This window comes from Ochrobactrum sp. WV_118_8, from assembly GCF_039631535.1.
Classification (GTDB): Bacteria; Pseudomonadota; Alphaproteobacteria; order Rhizobiales; family Rhizobiaceae; genus Brucella; species Brucella anthropi.
The window spans coordinates 888,621-910,069 of record NZ_JBDIUZ010000001.1 but is presented as its reverse complement, the minus strand read 5'-3'; the positions used below and the strand labels follow the sequence as shown (position 1 = coordinate 910,069).

Below are 21,449 nucleotides of genomic sequence, written 5' to 3'. Positions count from 1 at the left end.
AAAACTTGTCCTTATGGTTACCGGGTAGGGTAAATATGCAGTTAACGCCAAGTGATTGAAATCGTAAATCTTTTCTTAAACGAGGTGGAAAGTCCGCAGTTCCGGGCTTTTCATGGTCAATTGACCCTCGACATTTTGCCACCTGTCATCTTAACGCCGCGATCGCTATGCAATTGTAACTTTAACTTCTTGCCCTTGATAAGGCTTGGTTATCCCTTTTTGCCTATAATCGGCAGTCAACTTCTGAATTTGCGTGGCGGGCATGCGCGCCGCCCCGCTTGTCCGGTGTATTTTATGATGAATATCGCTGAACTGCGGCATAACCGGTATTTGCGGGTTCTCTTTGTACCCTTTCGCATGCGTGCACTGGTTCGCGGCAGCGAAATAGGCCTCGTTATCGCCGGCACTGTCATCGGCATCATTTCAGGGCTGATGGTTGCCGCGATTGGCAGCATTTCCCAATGGATGCATCAGGCAATCTTCGCTCTTGAACCCGGCGAAAAACTGAGCTCGGCGGCATCATTGCAACCCAGCGCTTATATCGCGCCGCTCGCGGGCGGCATCTTGATGGGGATCGTGATCTGGGTTCTCGCGCGCTGGCGCAAGCGGCCCATCGTCGACCCTATCGAAGCAAATGCACTTCATGGCGGACGCCTGTCGCTGACGGACAGCTTCATCCTCGTCGGACAGAACCTGATTTCGAACGGTTTCGGCGCATCGGTCGGGCTTGAAGCCGCTTATACGCAGCTTGCGAGCGGTTTCGCATCCCGTATCGGTCGGGCACTCAAGCTTCGTCGTGCAGATTTGCGAACACTGGTCGGCTGCGGCGCTGCGGCAGCTATTGCCAGCGCCTTCAATGCTCCGCTGACTGGGGCATTCTATGCATTCGAACTCATCATCGGCGTCTATTCGATTGCCACGCTGGCGCCTGTCGTCGTGGCGGCGATCGTCGGTGCGCTGGTGACGCAGGCAATTGGCGGAGCGCCCTTTGTCATCGATATCGGTCAGATCAACGACATCACCCCGCGCGACTACGTGCCAGCGCTCGTTCTCGGCTTCTTTTCGGCAGGTATTGCCATCCTCATCATGCGCGGGGTTACCTTTGTTGAGAAGGTCGCTCGACGCAGCGTGGTGCCGAATGTTATGGCGCCAGCAATCGGTGGGGCCGTCGTCGGCATGATCGCTTTCATTTCGCCTCAGGTTCTGGCCTCAGGACATGGGGCGCTGCATCTCGATCTCAATGCAAATATCACTATTCCGGCGCTCCTGCTCCTGATCCTCAGCAAGTCGCTTGCCTCTGCCGTCTCCATTGGCGCAGGTTTTCGCGGCGGTCTGTTCTTCGCATCGCTATTTCTCGGCGCGCTGACGGGCAAGCTGTTTGCCGCCGTGGCCGGAGCGGTGCTGCCTGCCGGCCTGGCACTTGCACCTGAGGTCTATGCCGTTATCGGCATGAGCTCTCTTGCCGTGGCGGTTGTCGGCGGCCCGATGACCATGACCTTTCTTGCGCTGGAAATGACCGGTGACTTTCCTATCGCGATGCTCGTTCTTGGAGCCGTCGTCTCGTCCTCGCTGATGGTGCGGAAGACCTTCGGTTACTCCTTCGCAACGTGGCGCTTTCACCTGCGCGGCGAGGCTATCCGGTCCGCGCACGACATTGGCTGGATACGCAATCTGACCGTAAACCGGATGATGCGTCACGATGTGCGAACCGTGCTGATCGATACCGATATAGAAACCTTCCGGCACGATTTCCCTCTTGGCTCGACCCAGCGCGTCATCGCGGTCGATGCCGATGGACGCTATGTCGGCATGATCCCGGTTCCAGAGGTCTATGCCGACAGCTTCGACACATCCGACGGCGAACACAGCATCAGCGAGCTTCTCAAATATCAGGACGAGTTCCTGCTGCCCCAGATGAACGCCAAGGAAGCCGTCGCCCGTTTCGACCGGGCAGAAAGCGAAGCTCTGGCCGTGGTAAACAACGCACAGGAGCGTAAGGTGCTCGGTCTTCTCAGTGAAGCGCACACCCTGCGTCGCTACAGCGAGGAGCTGGACCGACGGCGGCGTGAAGTTTCCGGTGAGGTCTGAACCCGAACCAGCCGCGATTTGACGACTTCGCCATAAAGGTGTAGCTCAATCGCGGTGTTTCCGGCTGCTGCCGGTGCCCACTCCTCCCAATAAAAGGCTATGATCATGGCGGCACCGTCCCTCATTATTTTCGATTGCGATGGCGTTTTGGTGGATTCCGAAATTATCGCAGCGGAAGTCGAATCCACGCTTCTAACCGAAGCCGGTTATCAGATCGCCGCAGATGAAATGGCTGAACGTTTTGCCGGTCTGACGTGGCAGGATATTCTCCTCACCGTGGAGCGCGAAGCAGGGATTCCGCTTTCGGCATCGCTTCTCGACAAATCCGAAAAGATTCTGGACGAGAAGCTCAAGAACGAAGTTCAGGCGGTTGAGGACATCGTGGAAGTTGTATCGGCGCTGAAGCTGCCGAAGTGCATCTGTTCCAATTCGACCAGCCATCGATTGGAAAGCATGCTGAAGCGTGTCGGTCTTTATGAATTGTTCGCGCCCAATATCTTCTCAGCGAAGGAAGTCGGCACCAAAAAGACCAAGCCTGCTCCAGACGTGTTCCTTTATGCAGCCAAGCAATTCGGCGTCGATCCGAAAGATGTCATCGTGATTGAAGATTCCGCGCATGGCATTCAGGGCGCTCGCGCCGCTGGAATGCGTGTGATCGGCTTTACGGGCGGTGCTCACACCTATCCCGGCCATGCCGACAAGCTGACCGATGCCGGTGCGGAAACCGTCATCCATCGCCACAAAGATTTGCCGAGCGTTATCGAAGCCCTGTCCATCTGGACTGCTGCCTGAACGAGATAATCCGACGCCTGGCTTTTGTCAGGCCGCGGATTGCTTGTTGCGCCCCTTGGGCGGAGCATTGAGAATGGCCAGAAGCTCTTCGGCTTCGCTCTCAGAGAGGCCGATCAGCATACGGGTTCCCATGATGACGGGCTCGCCAGTAGACGTATCGAAGATCGCCCAGGTGTCCGTCGGTTCAAGAATGCGTTCATATTTCTGTTTCATGAGACCACACTAGCGCAAACCTGTTGCCATTCATTTCACGCAGGCAGTCGCATTTAATTCGAATTTTATCGATCTGCATTTATTCACAAGCATTGGCGCAATCAAACTTTTCAGCGACGGTTTTGCTGCACTTCTGTCTTGTTTTCCGCAAACGGATCGCTACCGGCGCCATACATCTTCGTGCTTGCGGCTGAACCACTCGTTCATCTGACGGCAGATAGTCGTTTAATCTAAAAAAGAACATTAATTTCAATATGATCAACACATAATAATATTATCAATCGAAACTGTTGCAACGTTGATTAAATTTGCATAGTCTGCGTCTGCAACAGTTTGTTGTAAATTATGTCGGTTATGTTGATATGATTGATTTTATAGAACTAAATAATGATCAGAGGCGTGAAAAGGTTAACTCCGATCAACGCTATGAAGCCTTTCAGCAAGCATCTGCAACGGTCAAAAGCTTCCGTGGTTCATTAGTTTGGCATAGTGTTGGCGGAACCGAACATTTGATGCGCAGCTATTATAATTCTGCCGGAGTCAGACGTCAAAAGGTGGAAGGTCGCCGCTCACCAGAAACTGAGGCGATAAAAGTCAAATGGGATGCAGCTCGTCAAGCCGCGCAAGAGGTCTTGAGCGCGCGCAAATCTCAAATGGAACGCCAGACAGCTGTTAATCGCGCACTACGGCTTGGCCGCGTACCTCATCTTACGGCTCGGATTATTCGAGCCGTCGACAATGCTGGTTTGCTTGGTGCCGGGATTCGGATCGTTGGTACTAATGCGATATTTGCTTACGAAGCAATCGCCGGTGTGTTTGTGGATCCAGGCATCACTGCCACTGACGATATCGATCTGCTCATGGATGCGCGTCGTTCTCTCAAAATGGTCGTAGATGACGACATAAAGAATAACTCACTCCTCGGCCTCCTGAAGAAAGTCGATAAATCTTTTGAACGTACACGTTCCAGCTATCGCGCCGCAAACCGAGAGGGATATTTGGTTAACTTAATCAAACCTCCAGCCAAACCCATTTGGAGGGAAAGCCGTGAAAGCATTGGTAACGGTGAAGATGAACTTGTTGCTGCTGCGATCGAAGGGCTTGATTGGCTCGAAAATTCGCCACCCTTCGAGGCAATTGCGATTGATGAAAAGGGCGAGCCTTTGCGTATAGTCGCTCCGGACCCACGTATTTTTGCCGCTCATAAATTCTGGATCTCCCAAAGGGGAGATCGTGAACCAGTTAAGCGTCAACGTGATCGTGCGCAGGCAGAAACCGTTGCCCAATTGACGACCACTTACTTTAAACATCTTCCATATGAGGCGTCCGAGCTACGTGCACTGCCACGAAACGTTTTTGAAAATGCAGCACCCTTGTTCATCGATACTTAACCGCAAAATTATTCGAAGCCAGGATCAAGAAAATCATACCTGTTATATTGATATCGTAAAAGGTTGCGTTTCTAACAGTCTCTAATGACCATGGCATTCAACGTGCCAAGCATGCACTCTGTAAGTTTTTGTCGGCCCACTGAGCAAAACTTCAAGCCGAATACTATTAAATGGAAAAACCAAAATTAAATAATGCGCGGAAATATCTTTCCGCGCATTATAACTAAAAGAACGATTTCATGATCATGCGCCTGACGGCAATTCATTATTTCGTGTTGTAAGGACCTTCATCGAACCCTACGAAAATCTGGATATTGTTCTTGTCCGCCATCGGCACGGTGATCGTCTTGTCATTGAAGACGAACTGTGTAGCGGTATCTCCATTGGCTATCGTAACCGCCTGCTTGTGCAGCTTGGAATAGATAACCTGATCGCCCTGGCGGACGGCAACACGGATTGGCATGGTGATGGTGCCGCTCTTGTATTTTGGTCCAGGTACGACCTTGCCGGCAGCAGCGACGTCAATCGTCATGGTCCCTGCGCCATGCTGACAGGCGCGGGTCGTATCTGTCAGGGCGGCTTGATAGATCACACGCGCGGGATCCTTGTCACCGCCCTTCTCATACGTATTGAAGAAGGCTGTGCCGTCACGCAGCGAAACCGAAGGGCAGAAAGCGCGCAGCTCGGATTCCTTGATGCGCTGGTCGCCGGTAGCGGCGGGAGTGGTCAAGGAAGAACCTGAGCCTCCGTCGGCAGCCTTGTCGGTGCCACTGGTTGTGCAGCCTGCGAGGGCTGCGAGCAAAACCGTTGCAAAGACTGGAAACAACGATGAACGATTCTGTGGTGCTGTTTGCATAAACCGGGCTTCCCTGCACTGATCGACCTGTCTTCTACATCACGCATGTGTGTAGCACGATGACGTTTTCCCGTTTTTTGCTCCAGAGAGCAACCCCATACACGTCAACATGCTTTAAAACCTTGCGGCTTTTTTAGGGAGGCTCTATTGCATTACCCGGCTCAAAACCGCGCCGATCTGAAATGAAGGCCCAAGAAATGAAATATGTAAGCACGCGTGGGGAAGCGCCGGTCCTGGGGTTCAGCGATGCATTGCTCGCCGGTCTAGCCCGGGATGGCGGTCTCTATCTGCCACAGGATTATCCTCAGTTTTCACCAGAACAGATCCGCGACCTGCGCGGAAAATCCTATGTGGATATCGCGCTGGCCGTGCTCACTCCATTTGTCGATGGCGAAATTCCGCATTCGGATTTCCGCCGTATGGTGCATGAAGCTTACGGTACTTTCCGTCACGATGCGGTCTGCCCACTGGTTCAAACCGGCGCTAATGAATTCGTGCTTGAGCTTTTCCACGGCCCGACGCTTGCCTTCAAGGACGTCGCCATGCAGCTTCTCGCTCGCATGATGGACTATGTGCTGGCACAACGCGGCGAACGCGCAACTATCGTCGGCGCCACATCGGGCGACACGGGTGGTGCAGCCATTGAAGCCTTCGGCGGTCGCGACAATACCGACATCTTTATCCTGTTCCCAAACGGTCGCGTATCGCCGGTGCAGCAGCGTCAGATGACATCGTCCGGCTTCTCCAACGTTCATGCCCTTTCCATCGAAGGCAATTTCGACGACTGCCAGAACCTTGTGAAAGGCATGTTCAACGACCTACAGTTTCGCGATGCGCTGTCGCTTTCGGGTGTAAACTCGATCAACTGGGCGCGCATCATGCCGCAGGTCGTCTATTACTTTACGGCGGCGCTGAGCCTCGGCGCGCCGGATCGCGCGGTATCTTTCACCGTACCAACGGGCAATTTCGGCGATATTTTCGCGGGCTACGTCGCCAAGCGCATGGGTCTCCCCATCGACCAGCTGATTATCGCCACCAACGATAACGACATTCTCTCACGCACGCTGGAAACCGGCGCGTATGAAATGCGCGGCGTTGCACAGACGACATCGCCTTCGATGGACATCCAGATTTCCTCGAACTTCGAGCGCCTCCTGTTCGAAGCACATGGACGCGATGCAGCAGCACTGCGCGGCCTGATGGACAGCCTGAAACAGTCGGGCGGCTTCTCGATCTCCGAAAAGCCGCTCTCGGCGATCCGCAGCGAATTTTCTGCGGGCCGCTCGACGGTCGATGAGACCGCGGAAACGATCAAATCCGTGCTTGAGGCGGACGGCTATCTGCTTGATCCGCATTCGGCAATTGGCCTGAAGGTCGCTCGCGAAAATGTGTCCAATGCAGCGCCGATGGTTGTTCTAGCAACCGCACATCCGGCCAAATTCCCTGATGCTGTAACGGCTGCAAGCGGTGTCGAACCGCAGCTTCCGGCATGGCTTTCAGACTTGATGGAACGAAAAGAAAGCTTCACAGTTCTTCACAACGACCTGAAAATCGTGGAAGAATACGTTCGCCGCCATTCGAGAGCTTAAAAAGACCGGCTCCGAGACGAGAACCAGAGCGGGAATGCAGGGAGCAGTTTGCTTATGGGTGTTGAAGTAACGCGTCTTTCCAATGGATTGACGATAGCCACCGATACGATGTCCCACGTGGAAAGCGTGGCGCTTGGAATTTGGGTCAAGGCCGGTGCGCGAAACGAAGCTGCCGACAGGCATGGCATTGCTCATCTTCTTGAGCATATGGCATTCAAGGGCACCGAAAACCGCACTGCCTGGCAAATAGCATCGGATATTGAAAATGTCGGCGGCGAGATCAATGCCGCCACCAGCGTCGAAACCACATCCTATTATGCGCGTGTTCTGCGCAATGACGTGCCGCTGGCTATCGACATTCTCTCCGATATCCTGACCGCGTCCAAGTTCGACGAAGCTGAGCTCGAACGCGAGAAACAGGTCATCATGCAGGAGATCGGCGCGGCACACGACACGCCCGACGATATTGTTTTCGACCGTTTCACGGAAACAGCCTACCGCCATCAACCGATCGGACGCGCCATTCTCGGCGAACCTGAGACAGTGATGTCTTTTACCTCCGCCGATCTGCGCCAGTATATGGACGAGCAGTATAGCGCCGACCGCATGGTCGTGACGGCTGCGGGCGGTGTCGATCACGATGCATTCGTGAAGGAAGTCGAAAAACGCCTCGGCGGTTTCCGCGCCCACAATACAGCGCCGACCCTTGACCTTGCTCACTATGTTGGCGGTGATTTCCGTGAAAATCGCGAACTCATGGATGCACAGGTTCTGATCGGCTTCGAAGGCCGTGCCTACCATGTGCGCGATTTCTATGCCTCGCAGCTTCTCTCCATGGTCCTCGGCGGCGGCATGTCCTCACGCCTCTTCCAGGAAGTGCGCGAGAAACGCGGCCTCTGCTATTCGGTCTATGCCTTCCATTGGGGCTTCTCGGATACCGGTTTGTTCGGCATCCACGCTGCAACGGGTCGCGATGAGCTGGTCGAACTGGTTCCCGTCCTCATCGATGAACTGCATAAGGCAGCTGGCTCCATCAGCCTCGAAGAAGTGGACCGCGCCCGCGCACAGTATCGTGCAAGCCTTCTCATGTCACAGGAGAGCGCTGCAAGCCGAGCAGGACAGGTCGCGCGCCAGTTCCTGCTCTATGGTCGCCCTGTCGAGAACAGCGAGCTGATGGATCGTCTTTCGCTGATTACGCCAGAACGGTTGACCGATCTGGCAGGACGCCTGTTCCTCGACAGCAAGCCCACCATCGCCGGTGTCGGCCCGGTTGGGCGACTGATGAGCTTCGACGGGCTATCGGATGCACTTTCGACCAGCGCGCATGCGAGGAAGATCGCTGTATAATTGAGGCAATAGGGCATTAGGGGAGTAGGGCAGTATGTTTAGCTCGGCGAATACGTCCACCCTTCCCTATTGCCTTACTGACTTACTGCCATATTGCCTTATCCCGTCATGATCGGCCTGCCCTTCCGTAGAAGCAATCCGACCGTCTTGCGTGGCCAGCGCATTTATCTGCGTGAGCCGATGATGAGCGATTTTGCGAGCTGGGCCAGCCTGCGGGAGCAGAGCCGTGCCTTTCTCGCCCCGTGGGAGCCAACATGGCCCGACGACGACCTCACCAAGAGCGCCTTCCGCCATCGGATGCGGCGTTTTCAAGATGAAATATCGGCTGGAACCGGCTACCCGTTTTTCGTGTTCCGCAATAGCGACAACAAGCTCGTCGGCGGCATTACGCTCGGCAATATCCGGCGTGGCGTCGGCCAGAACGGCATGATCGGCTACTGGAGCGGCGAACCTTACGCCGGCAAGGGTTATATGACCGAGGCCCTATCGCTGGTTATCCCCTTCGCATTCGACCAACTCCGGTTGCACCGGATTGAAGCAGCCTGTATCCCTCATAACGAGCGTTCGATACGGCTTCTCGAAAAAGCCGGATTTGAGAGAGAAGGACTGCTGCGTTCCTATCTCAAGATAAACGGCTTCTGGCAGGATCACCTGCTTTTTGCCCTTATAGAAAGCGACAAACGTATGACGGATAGCCGCATGATCAATGGCAAGGTTGGACGCTCGTGACGGGTTTTGCGGATAAGTGGTTTGTTGCTGGTGCGCGATTTCTCGCGCTCATGGTTTTTCTGACCGTTTCGGTCGTCCAGGCATCGGCCATTGAACCGATCAAGATTTCCAAGGAAGATACTGCCCTCGACCTGTCTCGCGCTGTCGAACTTCTGCGCAACAAGGGCGAGAGCGTGCAGGTATCGACTGCACCGGGTCCTGACGGCATTGTGCGCCGTATCGAAGTGCAGGCCGATCAGAACAGCAAGGCATCCGGCGACTGGGCCGCTTTCTCGATTGCAAACCCCACCGACGAGCAGATTGACCGCCTGATTGTGGCTCCGCATTTCCGTCTTGTCGGCTCCGGCGTCATCTGGCCTGATCTTGGCTCTCCGCGCATTGCATCGATCACGCCCAGCGAGGGCTTCGCGCTCGACCGCCAGCCAAGTGCCGATGCAGACGTCTTCCGCATCACGCTCAATCCGGGCAGCGTTGTTACCTTCGTGGCCGAACTGTCTTCGCACAACCTGCCCCAGCTCTATCTCTGGGAGCCGGAAGCCTACAAGGATGCGGTCAATTCCTACACGCTCTATCGCGGTATTCTGCTCGGCATTTCCGGCCTGCTGGCGCTGTTTCTGACTATCCTTTTCGTCGTCAAGGGCACCTCGCTCTTTCCAGCCACCGCCGCGCTTGCATGGGCGGTTCTGGCCTATATCTGCGTCGATTTCGGCTTCTGGAACAAGCTGATGGAGATAACGCCGGGCAATGAGCAAATCTGGCGCGCGGGCACCGAGGTGGCACTTGCCGCCTCGCTTGTGATTTTCCTGTTCACCTATCTCAATCTCAACCGCTGGCACGATCATTTCAGCTATGGCGCGGTAACATGGGTTCTGGGTCTGCTGGCACTTGCAGGGGTTGCCGTCTTCGATCCGCCCGTGGCTTCCGGTATTGCGCGTATTTCGCTGGCACTTACCGTTGTGTCCGGTGTCGCTATTATCGGCTATCTGGCGGTCAAAGGGTATGATCGCGCCGTCATGCTGATACCAGCCTGGCTTCTTACCCTCATATGGCTTCTAGGTGCCTGGATGACGGTTTCCGGCAGGCTCGATAATGATATCGTGCAACCTGCCCTTGGTGGTGGTCTTGTCCTGATCGTTCTTCTGATCGGCTTTACAGTCATGCAGCATGCCTTCGCTGGCGGAGCGCTGCAACAGGGCCTTCTGTCCGACATGGAGCGACAGGCTCTCGCCGTCATCGGTGCGGGGGATATCGTATGGGATTGGGACGTACCGCGCGACCGCGTGGTGACGACGCCCGACATCGCCAATTATCTTGGCAATACGGCCAACAGCCTGCAAGGCCCGGTGCGCAACTGGCTTCCCGCCATGCACGCCGATGACCGCGACCGCTTCCGCTCGACGCTTGATGCCATTTTGGAAAACCGGCGTGGACGTATCGGTCAGATTTTCCGGCTCCGTGCCAATGATGGCCACTATCACTGGTATGCGCTTCGTGCACGCCCCGTCATTGGTTCAGATGGCGAAGTGGTGCGTTGTGTCGGCACGCTGGTCAATGTAACGGAACAGAAAAAGGCCGAAGAACGCCTGTTGCACGATGCGGTGCACGACAATCTGACCGGCCTTCCAAACCGCGAACTGTTCCTCGACCGTCTCAGCAATGTCATGAACATGGCGCGTGGTGAAAGCAATCTGCATCCGACGGTATTCATCATCGACATAGACCGCTTCAAACAGGTCAACGACAGCCTTGGTATGTCAGCGGGCGATACGATCCTCCTGACGATTTCGCGCCGTCTGGCGCGCCTCATGAAGCCGCAGGATACACTCTCGCGCCTGTCTTCCGACCAGTTCGGGCTGCTGCTCGCCTCTGAAAGCGATCCGGGACGCATCGCCTCCTTTGCCGAGGCTCTGCGTCAGGCCGTCCGTGCACCAATTGCCTATGCAAAGCGCGAAATTGTTCTGACAGCGTCCGTCGGCCTGATTACCTGGACGAAGACAGCAACAACCGCCGAAGACTTCGTGAAAGACGCCGAACTTGCCATGTATCAGGCAAAGCGCTTCGGCGGTGACCGCATCGAGCCATTCCGTCCTGCCTTCAGGGCTATCGGCAGCGACAAGCTCCAGCTTGAATCCGATCTGCGACGCGCGCTGGAACGTGACGAGATCAGCCTTGTCTATCAGCCCATCGTCAAGCTCGACGAGGGCACGATTGCCGGTTTCGAAGCGCTCATGCGCTGGGAACACCCACGGCGCGGCGCCATTTCGCCCTCGGAATTCATTCCGATTGCCGAGAATTCCGGCCTTATCATCCAGCTTGGCCTGTTTGCGATGCAACGGGCTGCAGAAGATCTGTTCGCATGGCAGGAACAATTCCCGAAGCTCGACCTTTTCGTTTCGGTCAATCTGTCATCTACACAGCTCATCCGTCAGGACCTCATCAACGATGTCCGCTCGGTGCTTTCGCGCATTCATCTCAATCCGGGCAGCCTCAAGCTTGAACTGACTGAATCCGTCCTCATGGAAAATCCGGAACAGTCCACGCACGTTCTGGCCCGCCTTAAAGCGATGGGCATCGGCTTGTCGCTTGACGATTTCGGAACCGGCTATTCCTCACTGGCATATCTCACGCGCTTCCCGTTCGACATCATCAAGATCGACCGGTCGTTCGTGAAGGGCGACCAGCCGCAGAAAGCCACCCTGCTGCGTTCAATTGTGAGCATGGCGCATGATCTTGGTCTTGCTGTCGTGACCGAAGGTGTGGAGAGCGAAAGCGATGCGCTTCAGCTTCGTCAGATGGGTTGCGAATATGTGCAGAGCTTCATGTTCGGCCAGCCGACGAGCCGCGACGAAGCAACCCGCATGATCCGTGAACAGCTCAACGCTGCAGCGGCCTGATTAGGGCAGTAGGAAAATATGGCCGTTTCGGCCGTACGCAATTTAAACATATTGCCTTACTGCCCTATTGCCTTAATCCTGCTCTCAAGCATGCCCTGCATCGGAAACAAGCCGGGACATATCGATGCCCATATGGAGCATCAGGCGCGAATATTTGCCCTCTATATCGCTGTCGAACAGCATGTCGAGCGGCGCGTCGCAGGTTAGCCAGCCATTCTCGGCAAGTTCCACCTCGATCTGGCCCGGCGCCCAGCCGGAATAGCCTAGCGCCATCAGCGCGCGTGACGGCCCCCTGCCCCCGTAAATGGCGCGCAGAATATCGACCGTTGCTGTGAGGCAGACTTCCTCCGAAACCGGCATTGTGGAATCAACCATGTAATCATCGGAATGCAACACGAAGCCACGCGTACGGTCCACAGGCCCGCCATTGCGTACCATCATATGCTGCGCGCGATCCGGCAGAATAATCAGTTCATCCTCATCGATGACCCCGATCTGACGCAGGAGGTCTGGAAATTCGACCGGCTGAAGCTGATTGATGATGAAGCCCATCGCGCCTTCATCGGAATGCGCACAAATATAGACCACCGACCGGGCAAAACGCTCGTCGCTCATTCCGGGCATGGCAAGCAGGAACTGCCCGTTCAGAAAACCCTGCTCCTTGTTTGGCGCCTTGAGAATGGTCATGAATATGAAGGTAGCAAGACTACGCAAAATAACAATGGTCATTTATTTCCCGCCTCGGATTCGACGTGAAAACTCGTTCGGATAACCAACTAGGCTTCCTCCGCACAAGCAACCGATGGACGTCGCAGCTCGACAATATTGGACTTGAAGCGACCATCTTTTCATTCCATCTTTTGCCCATGAACATCCGAACTCTTGCACTAGCACCGTTTCTGTTGGCCTCGCTGGTACTTCCGGCATTGGCCTCGACCTCTGACTGGACCGAGATGCCCGGCGGGCGTGTTCGCGTCATCATTGAAGACAACAGCCCGAACAACGCGACCAGCAACGAACGGCGCGGTGCCTTGCAAGTTGAGTTGCAGCCAGGCTGGAAAACCTATTGGCGTAATCCCGGCGATGCGGGAGTTCCGCCGCAGATCAACATCGAAGGTGAGGCGAAAGCACAGATCGATTTTCCTGCACCCGTCCGGTTTGGCGGAGAAGATGAAGGCGGGATTGGATATAAACAGCCCGTTTCACTGCCGATAGTCTTTCACCTCACAGCCGCCGACACGCGGCTGAAAGGCCATGTTTTCCTTGGTGTCTGTGAAAAAATATGCATTCCGGTGCAGGCTACGTTCGATTTCCCACTCAATGAAGACGGACAACAGGATTCGCCACAAGCGATAGCGGCCCGCACGATCATTGAGACTGCGTTCGACCGGCTACCGACGGCGGCAACCTCAACGTTCGGCATAAGCGATGTGAAGCGGGATGGAGACCAAGCCGTCTTCGACCTTGCTGTTCCCGACCCCGCCGCCCCTGTGGAGTTGTTTGTCGCCAGCGACAAGATCAGGATTTCCGATGCCGTCGCAATTGAAAGTAGTCAGCCCGGCCACCGTTTCACTGCATAGGTGCACGGGGAGGCAGATAATGCCGTCGTTGACTATACCATCGTGCAGGGCGGGAAAGCCGTTTCCGGTCAAGTGACGCTGGATTAGTTTTTCCTGCTTCTATCCTTGTTTTAAAATTGTCCAGCGACCTGTTATCGGTTTAACTGTGCCGCCCGCGCTTCGCGGTGCGATTAGAGTTTGACAGTAGGCAGCGGAGCAGACGGCCCCCTGCCCCGAGGAGAAATTAGATGACGATCAAAGTTGGCGACAAGTTGCCTGCAGCGACTTTCAAGGTGAAGACCGCAGACGGCGTCAAGGAAATGACGACCGACGAAGTCTTCAAGGGCAAGAAAGTCGTTCTCTTTGCCGTTCCAGGCGCCTTTACGCCGACCTGCAGCCTCAATCACCTGCCGGGCTATCTCGATAATCGCGATGCGATCCTTGCCAAGGGTGTCGACCAGATCGCGGTTGTTGCGGTGAATGATGCTTTTGTCATGGGCGCTTGGGCACAGAGCACGGGCGGCGAAGGCAAGATCCTCTATCTGGCCGATGGTTCGGCAGTGTTCACAAAAGCGGCAGGCCTTGAGCTCGACGCAACGGCTGGCGGCCTTGGCATTCGTTCCAAGCGTTATTCGGCAATCGTGGAAGACGGTGTGGTCACGACGCTCAACATCGAAGAGCAGGCCGGACAAGCGGTTACATCGGCTGCGTCGGGCATTCTCGAACAGCTTTGATCTAGAGCATTTCCAACGATTTCATTAGAGCGCGTTTCGATCTGACTGGATCAGATCGGCGCTCTAACAAAAAAGGGCGGCAATGCCGCCCTTTTTCATGCAAGTTTATTGCACTTTCAGTGACTTACGCCCACCATACTTGAATGGCTCCATGCCCTCCCGGGCAAGTTCGTCGGCGCGTTCATTTTCCGGATGTCCGGCATGGCCCTTGACCCAATGCCAGTTGACCTTGTGCGGCTTGCGCGCTTCATCAAGCGCCTGCCAAAGCTCAGCATTCTTGACCGGCTTTTTGGCTGCAGTCTTCCAGCCATTGCGTTTCCAGCCTTCGATCCAGCCGGAAATGCCGTCACGCACATAGACCGAATCCGTATAAAGATCGACTTCGCACGGTTCTTTGAGTGCCGAAAGCGCCGAAATAGCCGCCATCAACTCCATGCGGTTGTTGGTCGTGTCGGCTTCGCCGCCCTTCAGTTCCTTGACATTATCATTCCAGCGCAGGATTGCGCCCCAGCCGCCGGGGCCGGGATTGCCCGAGCAGGCACCGTCCGTATAAGCCTCAATCCGCTTCACGCAGCTGCTCCCTGCTGCTCAAGACCATATTCGGCAGCAGTTTCGATCTGGCGATGGAAGCGGATCTTGCGCACATACTCCATCGGGTCTTTCTTGACCACGAAACTGCCTTCGGGAACATTCAGCCAGTCATAAAGCCGGGTGAGCATGAAGCGGATGGCGGCCCCACGCGCCAGAACCGGCAGTGCATCGGCTTCCGCCGCGGAAAGCGGACGAACCGAAGTATAGCCGCGCAGCAGTGCTGCACCTTTGGTGCGATTGTAGGAGAAGTCTTTCTCAAAGCACCATGCGTTCAGGCAGACGGCAACGTCGTAGGCCAGAGTGTCCGTGCAAGCGAAATAGAAATCGATGAAGCCCGAAAGCCTGTCACCAAGGAAGAAGACATTATCCGGAAAAAGATCAGCATGGATCACGCCCTGCGGCAGGTCGGCAGGCCAGTTCTTTTCCAGAAAAGCAAGATCAGCTTCCGCCTCGCGGACGAGGCCCGGTTCCACCGTATCCGCGCGCTCACGCGACAGGTTCCACAACGGGCGCCAGTCGGCAAGCGTCAGGCCATTACGACGGCGCAACGAAAAATCGGCGCCTGCCAGATGCATATGTGCCAGCCCTTCGCCGACCGCTTCGCAATGCTCCACCGTCGGGCGACGCATCCACATGCCTTCAAGGAAAGTGACGATTGCAGCAGGCCGTCCGGCAAGCTCGCCAATTGTCGTGCCATCACGACGAACCACAGGCTGCGGGCACTCGAGCCCACGGCTAGCCAGATGCTGCATCAGGCCGAGAAAGAACGGCAGATCTTCGCGATTGGTGCGCTTTTCGTAAAGCGTCAGGATAAACGAACCAGAAGTCGTATGCAGAAGATAGTTGGAGTTCTCCACTCCCTCCGCGATACCTTTGTAAGATGTCAGTGTGCCGATATCGTACTGCTGCAGGAAAGCGCCAAGTTCGATTTCATTGATATCCGTATAGACGGCCATGCCGCTTATTTCCCTTGTATGATCTTGGGCATCAATTTCGGAATACCGACCACCCGGTGTTCCCCGTTGACGAATGCCATATCCTGCACCGTCAGTTCCACATCGCGAATCTCGCGATTCACAAGGAAATTCTCGGTTTCGACCGTAGTTTCGGCCAGTTCAATCTTCACGTTGAAGCGTGCCTTGAAGGCATCGATGATTTCATCGACGATGATTTCAGGCGCGGAAGCACCTGCCGATAACCCCACAACCGATATATCACCGATGCGGTCCCACTCGATATCAGCCGCGCGTTGAACCAGCATCGACATCCGTGCGCCCGCCTTCTCCGCCACTTCAACCAGTCGCTTGGAGTTGGAGGAATTGGGCGCACCGACGATCAGAAAAAGATCGCATCCGGGAGCGGCGGAACGCACTGCATCCTGCCGGTTGGTCGTGGCATAGCAGATCGATTCCGCAGCAGGCGCGGAAAGGTTTGGAAAGCGTGCTTGTAATTCTTCGATAATGCCTGCTGTGTCGTCCACCGAAAGCGTCGTCTGCGTCACGAAGCCGAGATTGTTCTCATCATCGAAATGGCAGCTGCGCGCATCCTCAACCGTTTCGATCAATGTCACCGCACCGTCCGGCAATTGCCCCATCGTGCCAATCACTTCCGGATGACCGGAATGGCCTATCAGAATGACATGGCGACCGAGGCGCTGATGACGCATGGCCTGCTTATGAACCTTGGAAACCAGCGGACAGGTTGCATCGAGATAGAACAGGTTCTTGGCTTCCGCATCGGCAGGCACCGATTTCGGCACACCGTGGGCGGAGAATACTACCGGCTGATCGCGGTGCTCCGCAGGTATTTCGTGCAGTTCCTCGACAAAGATCGCGCCACGCGACTGCAGACCCTCGACTACATATCGGTTGTGTACGATCTCATGACGAACATAAACCGGCGCGCCATATTTCTTCAGCGCCAGCACAACAATCTGGATCGCCCGGTCCACTCCGGCACAAAAGCCGCGCGGCCCGCAAAGACGAATTTCCAGTGATGGTCGCTGATCGGTCATGAAGCGTGCTCGCAAGGTTCGGCGTGGCTTGAAACTTTAAGCGCATAACGCGTTTAAGTTTTTGTTTCACACATGTCTTTGTCCCCAAAACTGGTGCGCTCTTTTGGGAAACATGCACTCGTCTGGGAGTTGGGCTGCAACGAGGCCGTTGTCAACCCCTCACCCCTCTTCGTCTTTATTCTCGCTGTCTCGGACGGAAAACCGGTCTCCACTTTTCCTAAGACAGCGATAGCGCCACAACCACGTCCCGACAACCCCTATCAGGGCCAGAGCGAGGCCGTACCATGTCATTGCATACTGCAAATGGTTGTTGGGAAAATCGATAATCGTCACGCCACCGATAGGCAGACCACCTGGATTGGGTTTGTTATCTGCATCGACGAAGAACGGCACGACCTCATCCAGATTTGGCAGATCGGCGCTTTCGGCCATCGCCGTCCAGTCTTTCCAATAGAAAATATTCTTGGCGATATCGTTGTCTGGAAGGAAAAACCCGGGCTTTGCCGGCAAGGGGTCGCGTGCCAGACCGGTCACACTCACCAGGCCATCGACCTGTCCTTCAACACGTGTTGAAGGATCTTTTTTTTCGTAGGGAACGAAGCCGCGATTAACCAGCACGAAACGCCCATCTTCAAGCATCAATGGCGTATAGACATTATATCCGGCGGCTCCTTCATAGGTGGCCAGAAAATGCCGCTCTCCCTGATGCATGAAAGTGCCCGAGACCGTCACCGGGCGATATTCGACCGATCCCTCCTGCTTGTAGATTTTTTCCATTTCGGAAAGCGGCAAAGGCGCTTCATGAACGCGCTGTTCGGTCGATGCGATCAGCGCTTCCTTCAATTGCAGACGCTCCACCTGCCAGGTGCCAAGCGCCAGCAAAATGACGAGCGCTATGGCGGATGCGATCACCACACCCCACGGAAAGCGATGCGACTGCTGTGCTGTCGTCATTTACTGTCATCCTGTCGGCTGTCTATCCGCCCCGGCGCTGCCTTGTTGCGATATTGCATATTGATAAGGATGCCTTTGGCCCATCGCATGGCGACGAGGCTGAGGATAATGGCGAGCGGCACCCAGAGAATGAAATGTACCCAGAGCGGCGGCCCCACATTCACTTCCATCCAGAGCGCTAGACCAACGACGATGAAGCCGATAATCAAAATGACAAACGCCGCCGGACCATCGCCGGAATCAGCAAACGCGTAATCCAGTCCGCAAGCCGAGCAGCGTGGAGCGACTTTCAGGAAGCCGTCGAACAGCTTCCCCTCGCCGCAACGCGGGCAGTGTCCGGCAATGCCACTCTTTATGGGATCGACCGGCGGATAAATGTTCTGATCCGGCATTACGCTTCCCTTCTCAATATCTTTTCACAAACAAAAGGCGGCCATGTTGCCAGGGCCGCCTCGGAATTTTTACCCGCTAATGATCAGCCGGCGTGCATCGGTGCGCCCCATCCACCCCATACATAGATGGCGAAGAAAAGGAACAGCCAGACCACGTCAACGAAGTGCCAATACCAGGCAGCGGCTTCGAAACCGAAATGCTGCTTTGGCGTGAAGTCACCGCCGATTGCGCGGAAGAGGCAGACCAGAAGGAAGATCGTGCCGACGATAACGTGGAAACCATGGAAACCGGTCGCCATGAAGAAGGTCGCGCCGTAGATCGAATCCTTGAACGCAAACGGTGCGTGGATGTATTCGTATGCCTGCACAAAGGAGAACAGAACACCCAGCGCCACGGTGATTGCGAGACCGGTGATCATGCCCTTGCGGTCATTGTGCAGCAGCGCGTGGTGCGCCCAGGTCAGCGTCGTGCCCGACAGAAGCAGGATCACGGTGTTGTAGAGCGGCAGGTGCAGCGGATCGAGAACCTCGATGCCCTTCGGAGGCCAGACGCCGCCTGTGAACGTGGCGCGCGCTACCTGATGCACTTCATTCGGGAAGAGGCTTGCATCGAAGAACGCCCAGAACCACGCCACGAAGAACATAACTTCCGAGGCGATGAACATGATCATGCCGTAGCGCAGATGCAGCGACACGACGCGGGTATGGTGGCCCTCATGCCCTTCCTTGATCGTATCAGCCCACCAGCCATACATGCAGTAAAGCACGATCGCGAGGCCGATGAAGAATATCCACGGCGTCACAATGTTGAGGCCGAAGAACGGCAGCTCACCGGCATTGATGTAACGCATCCAGGCAATACCGCCGACGGCAAGCACGAATGCACCCACCGAGCTCAGGAACGGCCAAGGACTGGGCGCGATAATATGATAGTCGTGATTTTTCTGATGAACGTCGGCCATGTCTCTCCCCGTAAATCCCCTTAGGGGCTCCTCTCTCGTACCTTCCTGCTTAAACCCCTAACGCGGTGCCAAGCAAGTCTGTCTGTAACAAGCGGTATTTCTTGTCAGAATAAAACCGCTTCATTGTTTTGTCTTTGCGGCATTATGCGCCGCTAGAACATTTCGTGATTCCCTGGATCATTGGAAATGCTCAATCTTCTTGTTTTATGTGCATTATCCTACGCAAAACCGCTCCGCACTTTTGCTGGAAATGCTCGATCTTTTGTTTTTACGCATGTCTCCTGAAACCGGTTCCCACTTTTGGGAGACATGCGCTAGGCATCAGCTTCCGTTGGTTGGCGTCTCGGCCTTGGCATTTGCGACCGGCTTCGGCTTTTCAATCGGAAAGAATGTATAGGACAGTGTGATCGTCTTGACGTCCTTCAGATCGGGATCGTTGACGATCTCCGGATCAACAAAGAACACCACCGGCATTTCCATGTCTTCGCCCGGCTGCAGGGTCGTATCCGTAAAACAGAAGCATTCAACCTTGTTGAAGTAAGCTCCTGCCCGACCTGGCGCGACGTTGAAGCTCGCGCGACCATAGGTCGGCTGATCGAACAGGTTACGCGCTTCATACTTGATCATCGTCGTTTCGCCGATGCGAACCGTGACCTCGCGCTGTACGGGCTTGAAATCCCATGCCAGTCCATTGGCCGTATTCGCGTCGAAACGCACCTTGATGGTCTTGTCGAGGATAGTATCCGAATATTGCTCCACCCGCTGCGTCGTGCCGCCATAGCCCGTCACCTGACAGAAAATGCGGTAGAGCGGAACGGAAGCATAGGCTGCACCGATCATGCAGACAAAGAAAGACAGGCACGCAAAAGCAATCGTCGCATTGGAGCGCTGTTGCTTCTTCAGCTTTTGATCCTTTTCCTGCTGATCCGCCATTTTCTCCTCCCAGATTAAGTTTAAAGCGTATCGCGTATTATCTACTTCATACGACAGGCTTTAAACCGTTGTATGTATGCAGTCTTTATCCCAAAATCGGCTCCCGTGTTTGGGAGACAAGCTAGATCGGCCGCACCAAAACGTTCACACCCAGTTTCGCAATTGTGCCGATGTAAACAAGCAGCACGAACAGCGCCAGAGCGATTGCCAATCCCCAAGAGCGATTGCGCTGGGCTCGCTTCTGCTGTTCCGTCGGAACAATCAGCTCCAGCTCGTTGTCCGTCGGCTTCTGTACGGTTTTATCCATTAGAACCCTCCAAAGGCGATCAACGCCTTCATTACCAGTGCCTCGACAAGCAGCACCGCAAACAATCCCGACAGGTATAGCAGCGAGAAACGGAACAACTTGCGGGCGGCGGCCAGCATTTCAGGCTGTGATCCGGCAACCCACATGCGCCATGCATAGTAAACGAAGGCCAGTCCAAGCAGCGTGGAAATCGCGCCATAGACCGGACCCGCAAAGCCAAGCACCCACGGCAGAACGCCAACCGGCGCCATGATGATCGAGTAGAAGAGTGCCTGACGCCGGGTCGAAAGCTCGCCCTTGACGTTCGGCATCATCGGAATACGCGCCGCTTCATAATCATTGGCTGAAAAGAGCGACAACGCCCAGAAATGCGGAGGGGTCCACAGGAAGATAATCATGAACAGAACGACGCTGTCCCAGGTGATTTCGCCTGTTGCAGCCGCCCAGCCAATCATCGGAGGGAATGCACCTGCCGCACCGCCGATGACGATGTTCTGTGCCGTCGAGCGCTTCAGCCACATCGTATAAACGACGGCATAAAAGAAAATCGTAAAGGCAAGCAGTGCGGCCGACAGCCAGTTGACCATCAGGCCAAGCGTGACGACTGAAAAGGCTGAAAGTGTCAGGCCGAAGGCCAGAACTTGATTGGGCGCAATAATGCCAGCTGGAATAGGCCGGTTGCGCGTGCGCTTCATCACTGCGTCAATATCAGCATCATACCACATGTTCAGCGCACCAGACGCGCCAGCGCCGACCGCTACGCACAAGATGCTGATGGCAGCGAGCACAGGATTCATATGTCCCGGTGCGACCACGAGACCGACCAGCCCGGTGAAGACCACAAGGGACATCACCCGGGGCTTCAAAAGAACAAGGTAATCCCGCGCAGTCGCTTCGGAGAGAGCGAGCGCATCGTCGGTACCTGCGTTTTTTTCCACCAGAGACATTTTGACTTTAAAAACCTCAAATTCACCGGTCCGAACACCGCGCCCCTACAGCACGGATCGGCACAATCACAACAATGTCCTCCCGGAAACCGTTCTGTTCCCGCCGGAAATGCCGTGCTTGATGGCCGACTTTTTCGTCTACCGGCGACGGGCGGAA

General features: G+C 55.3%; 20 protein-coding genes and 1 pseudogene. 9 read left to right on the top strand and 12 right to left on the bottom strand.

Annotated features, from left to right (window positions below; all coding sequences use genetic code 11):
• The first annotated feature begins 297 nt into the window (after nucleotides 1-297).
• Both ABDF71_RS04305 and ABDF71_RS04300 read left to right on the top strand, forming a co-directional pair.
• Nucleotides 298-2,088, top strand: coding sequence for a chloride channel protein (locus ABDF71_RS04305; protein WP_040130233.1), 1,791 nt, complete (start codon nucleotides 298-300; stop codon nucleotides 2,086-2,088).
• A gap of 105 nt (nucleotides 2,089-2,193) precedes the next feature.
• Entirely contained in the window at nucleotides 2,194-2,880 is a 687-nt protein-coding gene (locus ABDF71_RS04300; protein WP_151615804.1) for an HAD family hydrolase, read from the top strand.
• 27 nt (nucleotides 2,881-2,907) lie between these two features.
• Here the strand turns inward: ABDF71_RS04300 and ABDF71_RS04295 are convergent, their stop codons facing one another.
• Complete coding sequence (locus ABDF71_RS04295; RefSeq protein ID WP_012090863.1) at nucleotides 2,908-3,093, bottom strand: hypothetical protein; 186 nt, start codon at nucleotides 3,091-3,093, stop codon at nucleotides 2,908-2,910.
• A 308-nt stretch (nucleotides 3,094-3,401) separates the two neighbouring features.
• Between ABDF71_RS04295 and ABDF71_RS04290 the strand changes: the two genes are divergently transcribed.
• Nucleotides 3,402-4,484 (top strand): nucleotidyltransferase family protein, encoded by a 1,083-nt coding sequence (locus ABDF71_RS04290; protein ID WP_235916965.1) that lies wholly within the window; start codon nucleotides 3,402-3,404, stop codon nucleotides 4,482-4,484.
• Nucleotides 4,485-4,749: 265 nt separating this feature from the next.
• Here the strand turns inward: ABDF71_RS04290 and ABDF71_RS04285 are convergent, their stop codons facing one another.
• The gene (locus tag ABDF71_RS04285; protein WP_012090861.1) at nucleotides 4,750-5,340 is read right to left on the bottom strand and encodes a hypothetical protein; all 591 of its coding nucleotides are present in this window, start codon (nucleotides 5,338-5,340) and stop codon (nucleotides 4,750-4,752) included.
• A 197-nt stretch (nucleotides 5,341-5,537) separates the two neighbouring features.
• Between ABDF71_RS04285 and thrC the strand changes: the two genes are divergently transcribed.
• From thrC to pdeA, 4 genes are all read left to right on the top strand, one after another.
• A complete protein-coding gene (gene thrC / locus ABDF71_RS04280) occupies nucleotides 5,538-6,929 on the top strand; it encodes a threonine synthase (RefSeq protein ID WP_151615805.1) in 1,392 nt (463 codons plus the stop codon).
• A gap of 54 nt (nucleotides 6,930-6,983) precedes the next feature.
• The gene (locus ABDF71_RS04275) at nucleotides 6,984-8,276 is read left to right on the top strand and encodes a M16 family metallopeptidase (RefSeq protein WP_151615806.1); all 1,293 of its coding nucleotides are present in this window, start codon (nucleotides 6,984-6,986) and stop codon (nucleotides 8,274-8,276) included.
• Nucleotides 8,277-8,384: 108 nt separating this feature from the next.
• Entirely contained in the window at nucleotides 8,385-9,005 is a 621-nt protein-coding gene (locus ABDF71_RS04270) for a GNAT family N-acetyltransferase (RefSeq protein ID WP_012090858.1), read from the top strand.
• A 50-nt stretch (nucleotides 9,006-9,055) separates the two neighbouring features.
• Nucleotides 9,056-11,899 (top strand): phosphodiesterase PdeA, encoded by a 2,844-nt coding sequence (gene pdeA / locus ABDF71_RS04265; protein ID WP_049768413.1) that lies wholly within the window; start codon nucleotides 9,056-9,058, stop codon nucleotides 11,897-11,899.
• A gap of 84 nt (nucleotides 11,900-11,983) precedes the next feature.
• On the opposite strand, the gene ABDF71_RS04260 is transcribed toward pdeA, so the two are convergent.
• Nucleotides 11,984-12,586, bottom strand: coding sequence for a YqgE/AlgH family protein (locus tag ABDF71_RS04260; protein ID WP_029925498.1), 603 nt, complete (start codon nucleotides 12,584-12,586; stop codon nucleotides 11,984-11,986).
• Nucleotides 12,587-12,765: 179 nt separating this feature from the next.
• On the opposite strand from ABDF71_RS04260, the pseudogene ABDF71_RS04255 reads away from it, so the two are divergent.
• Nucleotides 12,766-13,566: pseudogene (locus ABDF71_RS04255) on the top strand (protein-disulfide reductase DsbD domain-containing protein).
• A 140-nt stretch (nucleotides 13,567-13,706) separates the two neighbouring features.
• Nucleotides 13,707-14,192 (top strand): peroxiredoxin, encoded by a 486-nt coding sequence (locus tag ABDF71_RS04250; RefSeq protein WP_010658408.1) that lies wholly within the window; start codon nucleotides 13,707-13,709, stop codon nucleotides 14,190-14,192.
• Nucleotides 14,193-14,297: 105 nt separating this feature from the next.
• On the opposite strand, the gene rnhA is transcribed toward ABDF71_RS04250, so the two are convergent.
• The 9 genes from rnhA to ABDF71_RS04205 form a co-directional block, all read right to left on the bottom strand.
• Nucleotides 14,298-14,762, bottom strand: a complete 465-nt coding sequence (rnhA, locus tag ABDF71_RS04245; protein ID WP_012090854.1) for a ribonuclease HI — start codon at nucleotides 14,760-14,762, stop codon at nucleotides 14,298-14,300.
• Nucleotides 14,759-15,739, bottom strand: coding sequence for a homoserine kinase (locus ABDF71_RS04240; RefSeq protein WP_040129764.1), 981 nt, complete (start codon nucleotides 15,737-15,739; stop codon nucleotides 14,759-14,761). The genes rnhA and ABDF71_RS04240 overlap by 4 nt, the downstream gene beginning before the upstream one ends.
• Before the next feature lie 5 nt (nucleotides 15,740-15,744).
• Nucleotides 15,745-16,797 carry a 4-hydroxy-3-methylbut-2-enyl diphosphate reductase gene (gene ispH, locus ABDF71_RS04235; RefSeq protein ID WP_012090852.1) on the bottom strand — a complete coding sequence of 351 codons (1,053 nt, stop codon included), beginning with the start codon at nucleotides 16,795-16,797 and terminating at the stop codon, nucleotides 15,745-15,747.
• A 159-nt stretch (nucleotides 16,798-16,956) separates the two neighbouring features.
• A complete protein-coding gene (locus ABDF71_RS04230; RefSeq protein WP_040129766.1) occupies nucleotides 16,957-17,751 on the bottom strand; it encodes an SURF1 family protein in 795 nt (264 codons plus the stop codon).
• Nucleotides 17,748-18,143, bottom strand: a complete 396-nt coding sequence (locus tag ABDF71_RS04225) for a DUF983 domain-containing protein (protein ID WP_010658403.1) — start codon at nucleotides 18,141-18,143, stop codon at nucleotides 17,748-17,750. Before ABDF71_RS04225 ends, ABDF71_RS04230 begins: the two co-directional genes overlap by 4 nt.
• 83 nt (nucleotides 18,144-18,226) lie before the next feature.
• Complete coding sequence (locus tag ABDF71_RS04220) at nucleotides 18,227-19,105, bottom strand: cytochrome c oxidase subunit 3 (protein ID WP_012090850.1); 879 nt, start codon at nucleotides 19,103-19,105, stop codon at nucleotides 18,227-18,229.
• A 321-nt stretch (nucleotides 19,106-19,426) separates the two neighbouring features.
• Entirely contained in the window at nucleotides 19,427-20,038 is a 612-nt protein-coding gene (locus ABDF71_RS04215) for a cytochrome c oxidase assembly protein (protein ID WP_036585944.1), read from the bottom strand.
• Between the two features lie 121 nt (nucleotides 20,039-20,159).
• Nucleotides 20,160-20,345 carry a cytochrome c oxidase system small membrane protein gene (locus ABDF71_RS04210; protein WP_010658400.1) on the bottom strand — a complete coding sequence of 62 codons (186 nt, stop codon included), beginning with the start codon at nucleotides 20,343-20,345 and terminating at the stop codon, nucleotides 20,160-20,162.
• Entirely contained in the window at nucleotides 20,345-21,292 is a 948-nt protein-coding gene (locus ABDF71_RS04205) for a heme o synthase (RefSeq protein WP_151615807.1), read from the bottom strand. The genes ABDF71_RS04210 and ABDF71_RS04205 overlap by 1 nt, the downstream gene beginning before the upstream one ends.
• Between the last annotated feature and the right edge of the window lie 157 nt (nucleotides 21,293-21,449).